This window comes from Paractinoplanes hotanensis (assembly GCF_023717965.1).
GTDB lineage: Bacteria > Actinomycetota > Actinomycetes > Mycobacteriales > Micromonosporaceae > Actinoplanes > Actinoplanes polyasparticus.
This window is the reverse complement of the sequence record NZ_JAMQOL010000060.1, coordinates 76148-87715: the sequence shown is the minus strand read 5'-3', so window position 1 is coordinate 87715 and position 11568 is coordinate 76148. Positions and strand designations below refer to the sequence as shown.

12 protein-coding genes are annotated in these 11568 nt (G+C 69.8%); 6 read left to right on the top strand and 6 right to left on the bottom strand.

The features are described from left to right. Window positions 1-8: 8 nt before the first annotated feature. Genes LXN57_RS38970 through LXN57_RS38955 form a run of 4 tightly spaced genes read right to left on the bottom strand, consistent with a single transcriptional unit; the run spans window position 9 to window position 4759 of the window. On the bottom strand, window positions 9-1022 hold the full coding sequence (locus tag LXN57_RS38970; RefSeq protein WP_251803245.1) for a dimethylarginine dimethylaminohydrolase family protein: 1014 nt from the start codon (window positions 1020-1022) through the stop codon (window positions 9-11). Next, the gene (locus LXN57_RS38965) at window positions 997-2346 is read right to left on the bottom strand and encodes a sulfotransferase (protein ID WP_251803244.1); all 1350 of its coding nucleotides are present in this window, start codon (window positions 2344-2346) and stop codon (window positions 997-999) included. The genes LXN57_RS38970 and LXN57_RS38965 overlap by 26 nt, the downstream gene beginning before the upstream one ends. Further along, a complete protein-coding gene (locus LXN57_RS38960; protein WP_251803243.1) occupies window positions 2340-4286 on the bottom strand; it encodes a methyltransferase domain-containing protein in 1947 nt (648 codons plus the stop codon). The genes LXN57_RS38965 and LXN57_RS38960 overlap by 7 nt, the downstream gene beginning before the upstream one ends. A gap of 8 nt (window positions 4287-4294) precedes the next feature. Then, window positions 4295-4759: a ferritin family protein gene (locus LXN57_RS38955; RefSeq protein ID WP_251803242.1), complete on the bottom strand. Its 465-nt coding sequence runs from the start codon at window positions 4757-4759 to the stop codon at window positions 4295-4297. A gap of 302 nt (window positions 4760-5061) precedes the next feature. Here LXN57_RS38955 and LXN57_RS38950 point away from each other — a divergent pair, with 302 nt between their 5' ends. The 4 genes from LXN57_RS38950 (at window position 5062) to LXN57_RS38935 (ending at window position 8858) form a co-directional block, all read left to right on the top strand. Continuing rightward, on the top strand, window positions 5062-5814 hold the full coding sequence (locus LXN57_RS38950; protein WP_251803241.1) for a class I SAM-dependent methyltransferase: 753 nt from the start codon (window positions 5062-5064) through the stop codon (window positions 5812-5814). A gap of 44 nt (window positions 5815-5858) precedes the next feature. Further along, window positions 5859-6707: an ATP-binding cassette domain-containing protein gene (locus LXN57_RS38945; RefSeq protein WP_251803240.1), complete on the top strand. Its 849-nt coding sequence runs from the start codon at window positions 5859-5861 to the stop codon at window positions 6705-6707. 200 nt (window positions 6708-6907) lie between these two features. Continuing rightward, window positions 6908-8416, top strand: coding sequence for a pyridoxal phosphate-dependent aminotransferase (locus tag LXN57_RS38940; RefSeq protein ID WP_251803239.1), 1509 nt, complete (start codon window positions 6908-6910; stop codon window positions 8414-8416). Continuing rightward, complete coding sequence (locus tag LXN57_RS38935) at window positions 8370-8858, top strand: DUF6027 family protein (RefSeq protein ID WP_251803238.1); 489 nt, start codon at window positions 8370-8372, stop codon at window positions 8856-8858. The genes LXN57_RS38940 and LXN57_RS38935 overlap by 47 nt, the downstream gene beginning before the upstream one ends. Before the next feature lie 13 nt (window positions 8859-8871). Here LXN57_RS38935 and LXN57_RS38930 read toward each other — a convergent pair whose 3' ends face one another. Next, a complete protein-coding gene (locus LXN57_RS38930; RefSeq protein ID WP_251803237.1) occupies window positions 8872-9123 on the bottom strand; it encodes a hypothetical protein in 252 nt (83 codons plus the stop codon). On the opposite strand from LXN57_RS38930, the gene LXN57_RS38925 reads away from it, so the two are divergent. Both LXN57_RS38925 and LXN57_RS38920 read left to right on the top strand, forming a co-directional pair. Then, the gene (locus LXN57_RS38925) at window positions 9104-9259 is read left to right on the top strand and encodes an amino acid--tRNA ligase-related protein (RefSeq protein ID WP_251803236.1); all 156 of its coding nucleotides are present in this window, start codon (window positions 9104-9106) and stop codon (window positions 9257-9259) included. The two genes, LXN57_RS38930 and LXN57_RS38925, sit on opposite strands and share 20 nt — an antisense overlap. Window positions 9260-9282: 23 nt before the next feature. After that, window positions 9283-10335, top strand: a complete 1053-nt coding sequence (locus LXN57_RS38920; protein ID WP_251803235.1) for a S66 family peptidase — start codon at window positions 9283-9285, stop codon at window positions 10333-10335. Here LXN57_RS38920 and LXN57_RS38915 read toward each other — a convergent pair. Continuing rightward, window positions 10289-11524 carry a sulfatase gene (locus LXN57_RS38915; RefSeq protein WP_285904720.1) on the bottom strand — a complete coding sequence of 412 codons (1236 nt, stop codon included), beginning with the start codon at window positions 11522-11524 and terminating at the stop codon, window positions 10289-10291. The genes LXN57_RS38920 and LXN57_RS38915 overlap by 47 nt on opposite strands. Window positions 11525-11568: the final 44 nt, after the last annotated feature.

Genomic DNA, 11568 nt, shown 5'->3' with positions numbered 1-11568 from the left:
TCGTCTTTCTATCGACCTTTTTCGATACTGCCAGGCTTCCCTTCGTCGCGGCGCAGGATGCCAGTCATGCAGCCCAGCGCGCCGGCGGCCCGAATGTGCTGATCGACCCGGATCTCGGCCACCTCTACGCCCGAGCGCTCCAGGCGACGCCGGACGCCCGGCGCGCCCGCCGGCATGAGAACCCGCCGCGGCCCCAGCGCCACCAGGTTCATGGCCCGGCGGGCCCGCACCTCGTCGTCCGGCGCCAGCTCCACCACCTCTATGCCGCGCGAGCGCAGTAGCGCCCGCAGCTCGCCGGTCGCGGCGCCGCCGTGCAGCGCCGCCAGCCGCTCGTCGAGGAACGTCACCGCGCCGAGCAGGTGCTGCACGCCCCGGCCGAGCGTGGTCGTGACGACCGCGACCCCCTGGTCGCCGAGGACGCGACGCAGGCACTCGGCGCCGGCCGCGTTGGTGCGGAAGCCGATCCCGACCATGACCGTGTTCCGGTCCAGCCACAGCGCGTCGGCGCCCTCCAGCGTGGCGTGGCCGGCGGCGGTCGCCAGGATTGGATAGCCGGCGGCGGCCAGTGCAGCGGCCGCGTACCGCTCCTCGCCGGCCCGCTGCCGCGACGCGACCCGGCCAAGCACGATCCCGTCCGGCGTGGTGACGAACAGGTCCCGCATGAAGACGAAATTGGGTCGGGTGCCGGCATCCGGCCGCGCGATCAGCACCCGCACCCCGGCGCTCTCGAACGCTGCGGCGACCGCCTCGGTTTCGGCGCGCATCGCGCCCAGGTCCACGGCCCCGGTCATCAGCGCCGCGGCCGGTTCGGCGATCGCGGCGATGCTGTCGGGCGGCCAGCCGAGCATGACCGCGAGCAGCGGCGCCGACTCGGACCGGTAGCCACACCGGGTCCAGAGCAGGCCCGCGCGCACCTCCTCGGCGTGGCCGGCGACGCGGGCGGACCAGCCGGCGCCACCGAGTGTGCTGGGGACCGGCGCCACCGCGGCTGCCAGCTCAGACCCAGACGTCGTCGTCGGCATAGCCGAGTTCCTCCGCCAGCTCCAGTTCCTGCGGCCCGACCGCGGCCTGCACCATCTCCGCCCGCCGCCGCCATCGGCCGAGCCCCGGCGGTACTGTGGCCGCGACCGGCTCCCGCAGCCCGTGGCGGGCGATCTCGCGCAGCGCCTCGTCCATCGGCACGCCGAGCCAGCCGGTGATCCCGGCGAGGACCGCGGCGCGCCGTTGCGGCGAGTGCATCAGGTCCTCGAAGTGCACCCGCAGGTACGGCAGGCCGGATCCGGCGACATACTCGAGGATCGCACGATGGCACGAGCGCCACTGCAGGGCGCATACGCACGGCAGGGTCGCGCCGGTATACTCCTGCCAGCCCGGCGGCAGGTCGAACTTCCACCACCAGCGGTCCTCAGGCCGGTCCACGCCGTACGACTGGATCGACAGCGGCCGCTCCATGCGGTGCGCGTGGAACCCGTGGTGCAGCCACCCGTCGTACAACCCGTTGATGGACGCGGCTGGGTTGCGGGTCAGGTGCAGGACCCAGGTGCGGGCATTGGGGAACAGCGCCCGCAGGAAGCCCAGCCGGTACGCGTTGCTCGGGGTCTTGATCACGAGCGGCCGGGTCGCGAGGTCCCGCTCGTCGGCATAGCGCCAGCCGAGGCTCAGCACGAACGGCGGTTCCTCGACGAGCACGTCGCCCGGCGCACCGCGCGCGTCGTCCGGCCCCGGGCGCCGACTCGCGTGCGGCAGGTCGTAGTACGCCAGCCGGACTGGCAGGCCACAGGCCGCGAGGGCCTCGAAGAGCAGGGTCTGGAACCGGGCGACGTCGGCCGGATGGGCGGGGTTCCAGTCGTGCTGCCGGGTCCGCACGGCGGCCAGCACCCGACGGCCGGTGTCGAGCCAGTCGGCGAGGTCGAACCGCATGGCCGGCCACTGCACCGCGAACCGCCAGGCGGCGTCTAGCAGGAACTGCTCGTCGTCGACGGCGGGGTCCGGCCGGCCGACGTCGAGGGACAACTCCTCCTCGAAGACGAGCCGCTGCCCGGGCGTCAGCGCCGCCAGGTGCCGGGCGTCGAGCTGGTCCGAGCCGGTCCCGCTGTCCGGGTAGGCCAGCCCGGCCAGCCGCAGGTAGGGGTTGAACTCCGCCCGCAGGTGCAGCAGCGCCGACGTCCGGCGGAGCATCTCGGCGAGCATGCTGGAGCCGCTGCGCGAGCTGCACACGAGCAGCACCACGTCCTGGACCCGGCGGGTGAAGCCGCTGACGATCGGCCGCCGCCGCACCCGCAGCGCGGCCAGCCGGTCCGCGAACAGGTCGCTGCCGGTCAGTCCATCGAGGGTTCCGCTCAACACGGCTTCCGCACCGAGTAGACACACCAGCGCCACTGGTCCCGCACCGAGCCGTCGGCGCCCACCTCGAACGGGTGCACCGCCCGGACGTGCGCCGGGGCGTCGTAGAAGAGGCGGTAGATCTCCTGCCGGTGGGCGGGCGTCGTCTCGTGGGTGTCGATCCACTTGTCGATCGACTCCCACAGCAGGTACTCGTCCATCTCCAGGCCGGTGAACCTCGCGCTTAGCAGGAGCCGGCGGAAGTCGGGCTCGCGGAACATCTGGAACAGCAGCGGCTGCTTCTTCTTGAAGATCCGGAACATCCAGTAGGCGTCCTCGTCGCCGTACGGCATGATCTGGCCGACGATAAATTGGCCGCCGGGCTTGAGCACCCGGAAGACCTCCGAAACGGGCTTCTCCGGGTTGGGCAGCAGGTGCAGCACCTCGCGGTTGACCACGAGGTCGAAGCTCGCGTCCGGAAACGGCAGATCGTAGACAGTGCCCTGGTAGACCTTGTCCAGACGGCGCGAGGCGAGAGCCACCATCTCCGGCGTGATGTCCAGGCCGACCATCTCGCCGACGCGACCGCGGAAGGCGTTGCCCACCACGCCGCTGCCGCAGCAGACGTCCAGCATCCGCGCGTCCGGTGCGACGTCGCACAGGTCGGCGTGCCGCGCGAGCAGGCCCTCGTCGGTAAGCCAGGAGCACGAGTCGTGCCAGTTGCGCGAGCGGATGCCGAACTGGCGCTGGTACACGGCGTAGTCGATCTCGATCGTGCGGTGCCGGACGACCGCGGCCCGGCTGGCCAGCCGGGCCGCGAGCCGCGCCCGGGCCGAGTCGAGCGTCCGCTTGACCAGCCGCTGGCCGAGATCGTCGTCCAGGGCGAGCTGACGGTCCAGCGCTGCCGCCACCGCAGCGCGGACGGACCCGGTTACCTGGCCGCTCTGCAGCCGCTTCTTCGTCTGGCCGTCGAAGCGGGGGTTGCTCATCCGGACCGCCACCACCGCGGCCAGGCCCTCCAGGATGTCGACCGTGGTGATCCGCTCACCCATAGCCGCGTCGAGCAGCCCGCGCGATCGCGCGTACTCGTTGATCACCTCGGCCAGAGCGGCGCGGAGCCCGTCCACGTGGGCGCCGCCGTGCTCGGTGCGGACGCTGTTGACGAAGCTGTGGATGTCCTCGGTGTAGCCGTCGGTCCAGCAGAACGCCGCTTCGAGCGCGAAGTCCTCCGCCTCGTGCCGGACGGTGATCGGTTCCTGATGGACCCAGACCGCTTCGCGGTGCCGGTGCCGCAGGAGCCCGCCGACGCCCGACTGGTAGGACAGCTGCACATGCTCGCCGGTGCGCTCGTTGCGCAGGTGCAGGGTCAGCGCGGGATGCAGGAACGCGACCTCTTCGAGCCGGCTGCATACGACGTCGGCCGAGAACTGCACCGGCTCCAGGACAGTCTCGTCGGGCAGGAAGCGGATCCGCGTGCCGCGTCGGTCCGGGTCGCCGACGCGTTGCAGTTCGGCGGTGGGCACGCCCTGGGCGTAGGACTGGCGGTAGTGCCCACCGTCGCGCCACACGTCCAGGTCGAGCCAGGCCGACAGCGCGTTGACGCAGGACAGCCCGACGCCGTGCAGGCCGGCGGATGTGCGGTAGGTGCCGGGCTGGAACTTGCTGCCCGAGTGCAGCGTCGTGAGCAGCACCTCGGCGGCCGGCCGCCGGCTGTCGGGGTGGGGGTCGACCGGGATGCCGCGGCCGTCGTCTGTGACCGAGCAGGAGCCGTCCCGGTGCAGGACGACCTCGATGGTGCGGCAGTGGCCGGCCTCCGCCTCGTCCACCGCGTTGTCCACGAGCTCGCCGACCAGATGGTGCCAGCCGGCCGCGCCGACGGATCCGATGTACATCGACGGATGCCGGCGCACGCCCTCAAGGCCGGAGAGCACGACGATCGTGGCCGCGTCGTAAGGGGACTCCATCGACAGCCTTACCCTTCTGAGGTTGACTTGTCCTGTACCGCCGCGGCCGGCGCCCCGCCGAGCAGGACCTCACGGGCGGCGGTCAGCTTGACCAGGTGCGCCTGCTTGAGCGCGGTGAGCGTCTCGAACCAACTCGTGAGGTCGGCGAGCCCCTCGGCCTGCGCCTCCCGGCCCAGCGCCGGATAGACGGCGGTGGCCGCCTCCATCTCGCTGCTGACCGCGTCGGCAAGGTTCAGCTCGGTGTCGTCGATGGGCCGATCCGTGGCCGGGTCGGTCACGGTCTGCAGGATGTCCAGGTGTCCGTGCGCGACGCACGCCGCGCTCTCCGCGAGTTCGGTGAACAACCGGGCCGCTTCGAGGGAGCCCTCGATCTCAGCGATCTGCGCAAAGTAGCGGAACCGCACAACTGTGGAAGCCTCGGCAACAAATGCCGCGCGAAGCTGTTCAAACAATTCTTCAGTGAGACCGGTCATCCCGTTGTTCCCTCCCGATACACACCGGAAATATTTGCCGCGGCCCGGTTGCGGAAGCCAGGGCTACGATGCGGATCGACCCCCGCTGCCGCGGTGCAGCGCGCCCGCAGGACCAGTAGGTCTATGTGCTCATCGTCGGCATCGGGCCGACACGGAAAGGTGGTGCCTATTCCAGGCCGCCCGCCGCGACTGTAGACGGCTCAGCGATCGAATGTCTAGAGTGGTCCATCAATATTCCAGGGCATCCGAAATTGATCACCAGTCGCCGATCTAACCGCTTCGAATCGACCCCGGGGAGCGCCGTGCCAACCGCCGACCACGACGTCGTTGCCCACTTCACCGCCCGGGCCGGCGGCTATGACCGGTCCAGTTCCTGGTGCACCGACGACGAGCTCCACAACCTCGTCCTCAGCCTCACCGAGCCACAGCCCCACCACCACGTTCTCGATGTCGCCTGCGGCACGGGGCTGGTCTCCCGGTTGTTCGCCGGCCGCGTGCAGCGGCTGGTCGGCGTCGACATCACGACCGCGATGGCGGTGCAGGCGCGGCCCTATCTCGACGACCTCGTCCTCGCGCCGGCCGAGTCGCTGCCGTTTCCCGACGGCGCCTTCGACGTGACCATCTGCCGCCAGGGCATCCAGTTCATGCGGCTGCCGGACGCGGTGCGCGAGATGGTCCGGGTGACCCGGCCGGGCGGGCGGGTCGCGCTCATCAACCTGTGCGCGTACGGGCCGCAGGACCGGGACGAGTGGTTCGAGATTTTGCGCCTGCGCAACCCGGTCCGGCGGCACTTCTTCATGCCGGGCGACCTGGCGGCGCTCCTGCGCGAGGCGGGCTGCACCGACCTGGAGACCCGCCGCTACGTGTCGGTCGAGGACGTCGACGTCTGGTCCGACAACGGCGCCATCGACGAGGAAGCCCGGGAGGCGATCCGGCAGGTGTACCGCAACGCTTCCCCAGCCATACTGGAGCTGCACGCGGTGCAGCTGACCGACGGCCGGATCGTCGACCGGATGCTATTCGAGATCACGGTGGGGCGGCCGAACGCCGCGTAATCGCCGGACAGATCGATCGAGCGCTGTGGGAACGGGCCGGGGCCGTGCTGTGGTCCGGTGACCGGCGCGCGGCCGTGCTGGTCGCGTCGGGCCAGCTCGTCGTCGTCGCCGTGCTGCTGGTGCTGCGCCAGGCGGTCTCCGGTGCCGGGCGGGTCGGCGACGTGGTGCTCGTGATGACCCGGGCGATCCAGGTCAACCAGCAGATCGGCGCCGCCCTGCAGCTGCTGCAGCAGTTGCAGCGGATGGCGCGGAGCCTCACCCGGCTGCGCTGGATGCGCGCGCTCATCCGCAGCCAGCAGCCGACCGGCGCCGACCTGACCGTGCCCGACCTCCTCCGGCACGGCATCGAGCTGCGCGGCCTCGAGTTCACCTACCCCGGCACCGAGAAGCCGGTGATGACGGACGTCGGCCTGCTGCTGCTGGCCGGGGCGACGGTCGCGGTCGTCGGCGAGAACGGGGCGGGCAAGACCACCCTGGTCAAGCTACTGTGCCGGTTCTACGAGGCGACGGCGGGCGAGATCATGGTCGACAGCATCGACATCCGGCGCTTCCCGCTGGATGGGTGGCGCCGGCGCATCGCGGCCGGCTTCCAGGACGTCGTCCGCTTCGAGCTACGGGCCCGGGAAACGGTCGGGATCGACGAGCTGACGTCGGAACTGGACGCCGAGGCGGACCATGCGCTGTTCGAGCGGTATGCGGCGAACGCCCGGCGAGTGGGCCGCCGGACGGGTGCGATCATCATCCTCGTGTTGCGCAGGTTCTCGACGGTCCGGATGGCCGATCTGATCGTGGTCATGGACGGCGGCCGCCTCGTGGAGGCTGGCAACCATGCGCAGCTGATAGCGCCCAACGGAGTCTACGCCGAGCTGTACTCGCTGCAGGCCGCCGCATAAAATTGACGTTCTCCGATCTCCCCGAGCGACCGTGAATCACGGTATAGTCCAGCGTCAATTGTATCCGTTATGAGGAGGCGCAATTGGATTCGGTCGGGCCTCGGCCCGTTTTGTTCGGAAATCTCACGGCCGGTCGCGACCGGCCCAGGCCGGCCGACAAGATTGTCACTCACGCCGGCGCCACATTCGCGGGTGCTTCGTTGTCGAGTGCACCGGACGACCGATTCCGCGAGATCTACCGGCGAGCCGTCAACCCCGACGATCCGATGGCGTTGCGCAATCTCTTCCTGGGGCGTGTGGAGGCGGAGCGCGGCGCGGCGTCGACCCGGCCCGAGTTCTCGGCGGCCTGGCGGGCGTGCCGGGTGCGGCGCGAGGTCGACGACGAGACGATCCTGACCGCCCGGAGCACCCCGCGCTTCATCAAGGAGCTGTTCAACTGGTACTTCAGGGACGATCTCTACGGGTCGCTGCGGTCCGCCGATCATCTGATCCTGTCCAGCGGCTCCGTCGACGAGGAACAGTTCGGGCTGCCGTCCGTCCTCAAGCAGACCCTCGTCTATGCGCTGGACCGCGACTGGTACGGCTACTCCGACTCGCGCGGGCGCGGTCCGGCCCGGGAGGCGATCGCCGAGCTGGAGAATGCGAGGATCGCCGGTGCTCCGTACGGTGCGGAGCACGTGGCGATCTCGATGGGTGGCACGTTCGCGGTGAGCGCGGTGGCCGACTTCGTGCTCGACGGCTCGACCAGCCCGGAGCCGGCGCTGTGTGCGATGCCCAACTATCCGCCGCTGGTCGAGGCCGTAGCCCGCCGGCACCCGGTCCGGCTCGTGGCGCTGAACTGCGCCGAGGGCCGCACGTCGCTGAAGCCGCTGATCGGTGCCCTGCTGCAGCGCACGCCCGCGGTACTGCTGCAGACGGTGACCAACCCGACCGGAACGACGGTCGACGAAACGGAGCTGGCCGAGCTGATCGCGGCGGCCGGACCCGACACCATGATCATCCTGGACGAGTGCCATGAATGCCTCGGTCCCGAGCAGATCCGCAGCGCCAGCCGGGCCGACCCGCGGGTCATTCGCATCAACAGTATGTCCAAGGGATTCGCCATTCCCGGATTGAAGGTCGGCTGGATCGTCGCCAGCTCGGCATTCATCGCCGAGTTCTACGAGTATGCATCGTCATCATATGGCGGACCGCCGTCGTTCTATTACACGCTGGTCGAGGTGGCGGCCCGGCTCGAACGGATGCTGCTGCTGGGCATCACGCCGGCGCGACGCGAGCTGGCGATGTTCGACGGCGACTACGGGCTGACGATGGCGTCCCTGACTGCGGCCTGGCACGCGTTCCAGGCCGACCGGTGCCAGCGTTCGGCGATCCTGATCCGGCAGCGCCAGCAGGCCGCCGAGGCGCTCGCCGCGGCCGGGGCCCAGGTGGTGGCCGCGCGCTACTCGATGAACCTGGCGGTCGCGCTGGGCGACGACCCCGACGGCTACCGCACCTTCCGCGACGTGCTCGACGCCGCGGGCGTCGCGGTGCTCCCGGGTATCCTGACGTTTTGCCTTGGCGGCGGCTGGGTGCGGATCACGAGCGCCCGCCATCCGGGCGTGCTGACCGAGTCGCTGCGCAAGTTGAGCTCGTACCTCACCCGCGAAGGAGTCGACGGCGATGGAAGAGCCGCACGAAGCGGCGGAGGCGCCGGTCATCAGGCTTGAACGGTGGCACGGGACGTGGCCCGAGAGTGATCAGCACGCCAACTTCAAGGCGGAGGTCAAGCTCTACGGCCTGCTCGACCCGCTGCACACGATCCGTGGGATGTCAAGGAATCTCGGCATCCCGGTCGGCGTGATCGCCCGTTACGTGCTGGCCCGTTGGGCGACCGGGGGGAGCGCAGGCCTGCTGGAGATCGGCCCGGTCATGGTGCGCCGCCTGTGGGAGCCGATCGCCGCGGCCGAGGCGTCCGGCCTGGACGAGCAGCGGTTGGCCGCATACCACCAGCTCCGCCAGATCCTGTCGTGGCTGAAGGTTCCGCTGGACGATCCCACCGTCTACCCCGCGCAGGACCCGGGCGGCGCCTACGCCCGCCGGCCGGGAGAGCCGGAGCGGGCCCCCGACCCGGACCCGACCGACGTCGGCACCTACGGCCGACCGGGCTGAATCTAGATCTGCTCTACAGCGCACGGTGCGGCCGAGCCTGATCCAGCCGTGCTTCCTCGTGCACCATCCGGTTGAGCTTGCGCCGCTGGCCCGGCGCAGCGACGAGGATTCGAACCACCTCGACATGTTCCAGGTCGTGGTGCACTCGTGAGAGCTGCTCAAGGCCTACTCGGAGCTCGTCGACCCGGTCGACCAGCGCAACCGCCTCGTGGAGCAAGCGACGATGCGCGCCGCCGGCGGCGACGATGGCCGAGGAGGACTTCATCGAGGCGATGGAGTATGGCATGCCGCCGATGTCCGGGCTGGGCATCGGCATCGACCGGTTCATCGCGCTGATCACCGACGCGCCGAATCTCCGCGACGTGGTGCTCTTTCCTTCCATGCGTCGGGACGTCCGCTGATCGGATTCTGTTAGGGTCCTCCCGTGCAGACGGATCCACTTTCGTTTCAGCCCCTGCCGACGCTCGCCAAAGGGGATCGTGTTGCGATCGTGTCGCCGTCGATGGCGGCTCCCGCGCGCTGGCCGGCCGTATTCGAGCTGGGGCTGAACCGGCTCTCCGAGCACCTCGGGCTGGAGCCCGTGGAATACCCGACGACCCGTCGACTCGGGGCGACGGCCGCGGAGCGGGCCAACGATCTCATCGCCGCGTTTGCCGATGACAGCATCAAGGCGGTCTTCGCGAGCCTCGGCGGCGACGACCAGATAACGTATGTCAAGCATCTGCCGGTCGACCCGTTCCGCCGGAATCCCAAGCCCTTCTTCGGCTTCAGCGACAATACGCATTTCGCCAATCATCTGTGGCACTGCCGCGTGCCGTCCTTCTACGGCGGACACATCATCGCGCAGTTCGGCATGCACGGCGAGATGGACAAGTTCACGCTGGACTACCTGACGACGGCGCTGTTCCACCGGGGCGAGTGCGCGCTGCAGCCGAGCGAGGAGTTCAACGACATCGGGCTGACCTGGAACGATCCGTCGCTGCTCGCGACGCGGCGGGCCTACGAGCCCAACGACGGGTGGTACTGGGACGGCGAGGGCGCGGCCAGCGGGATCTCGTGGGGAGGCTGTCTGGAGTCGGTGGACGAGCTGATGCGGCACGGCCAGCGGCTGCCGTCGCTGGAGGAGTTCGCGTCCATCGTCCTGGTCACGGAGACCTCGGAGGACCTTCCGCCCGCGCCGGTCGTGCACCGCGTCTACCGGGCGCTTGGCGAGCGTGGCATCCTGGCCCAAGTGCGGGCCGTTGTGGTCGGCCGGCCGAAGGCGTGGGAGTTCGACAACCAGCGCGACGCCGATGCCCGCCGGGCATACCGGGCCGAGCAGCGGCGGACGACCCTGCACACGATTCGCCAGTACAACCCCACGGTGCCGGTGGTCCAGAACGTCGACTTCGGGCACACCGACCCGCAGATCTGCCTGCCCTACGGCGGTCTTATTCGGTTGGACCCGGCGCAGCGGCAACTGTGGGCTCGGTTCTGACGACGGTGTCGACCGGCGAGGTCGCCGGACACCCGGTCATCGGAACGCCGTGCTCCTCATTGGGGTCCGCCGCGAGATCGTAGAACGTGACACCGGAACCGCCGAGCTGCCACACGAGCTTGGTGCGGGCCCCAGCGTCGTCCCGCATCCGCACCGACGCGAGCGGGCTCAGCCCGCTGTACCCCGAGGAAGCAGCCAGCTCCTCCGGGAAATGCGTCTCCGAGTACGCCGGGCGCGACCGGCCGCCGCCGCCGAAAAACTCGGTCAGGGAGGCTCCGTCGCTTGCCGGCGTGTCCAGGCCGAGCAGGTCGAGCACGGTGGGCAGGATGTCGACGAGGCGCACCTGCTGGTGCACCTCGCGACCGACCGGCACGCCGTGCCCGCTCATGATGAGCGGCACGTGCTGCGTCGCATCGAACAGCAGGCAGCCGTGGCCCTCCTCGTAGGGATAACCCCGTCCGTTGGCGTGGTCGTTGGGGTACCAACCGCCAAGATCTTCGCCGTGATCCGAGAAACACACGGTCAGCAAAGAGTCGGGTGACGTCCCCATGCCCTGCACGGTGTCCAGCAGGCGCTGCAGGTAGAAGTCGCTGTACGCGACCTCGCCCTCATAGGGATTGTCGACCGGGACGCCGACGTCCTCCGGCGGCTCGTACGGCCAGTGCGCATCGAAGAAATGGGCGAAGAGAAAGAACGGCCGCGTCTGCTCGGCGAGCCAGGCGCTCGCCCGCTCGACCACGACCGGCGCCCGCTTCAGCGCCAGGCCGCGCAGCTTGACGTCGTTGACCCGCAGCGGATCCCGGCCGTCGGGCAGCAGCGGGATCTCGTAGTCGTAGAGGTCGAAGCCGCGGTTGATGCCGTACCACGCATCGAGACCGGGGCAGGACACGACCGCGCCCGTCGCATAGCCAGCCGCGCGCAGACACTCGGCAAGCGTCGGGACATCGGTCCGCAGCTGCTCGCGGAACAGGTGGCGCACGCCGTGCCGGGTCGGTTGGAGGCCGGTGAAGACGGTCGCGTGGCTCACCGGTGTCAACGGGCACGAGGACACGGCCTCCCGAAACGTGGTGCCTTGCTGTCGCAATCGTTCGACACCGGGGAGCTTTCCCGAGAAAGCGACGTCGGCCCGCACCGTATCGAGCGAGACGAAGAGAATGTTCGGAAGACGAGCCACATCCCGAGCGTTCATTCGGCCCCCACCTCATCGAGGCTCCTGTGCGTGGACTCTACCGT

Coding starts and splice junctions, on each gene's coding strand:
- LXN57_RS38915 (WP_285904720.1), bottom strand. CDS start 11,524: ATGAACGCTCGGGATGTGGCTCGTCTTCCGAACATTCTCTTCGTCTCG.
- LXN57_RS38970 (WP_251803245.1), bottom strand. CDS start 1,022: ATGCCGACGACGACGTCTGGGTCTGAGCTGGCAGCCGCGGTGGCGCCG.
- LXN57_RS38930 (WP_251803237.1), bottom strand. CDS start 9,123: ATGAAGTCCTCCTCGGCCATCGTCGCCGCCGGCGGCGCGCATCGTCGC.
- LXN57_RS38925 (WP_251803236.1), top strand. CDS start 9,104: ATGGCCGAGGAGGACTTCATCGAGGCGATGGAGTATGGCATGCCGCCG.
- LXN57_RS38955 (WP_251803242.1), bottom strand. CDS start 4,759: ATGACCGGTCTCACTGAAGAATTGTTTGAACAGCTTCGCGCGGCATTT.
- LXN57_RS38935 (WP_251803238.1), top strand. CDS start 8,370: ATGGAAGAGCCGCACGAAGCGGCGGAGGCGCCGGTCATCAGGCTTGAA.
- LXN57_RS38960 (WP_251803243.1), bottom strand. CDS start 4,286: ATGGAGTCCCCTTACGACGCGGCCACGATCGTCGTGCTCTCCGGCCTT.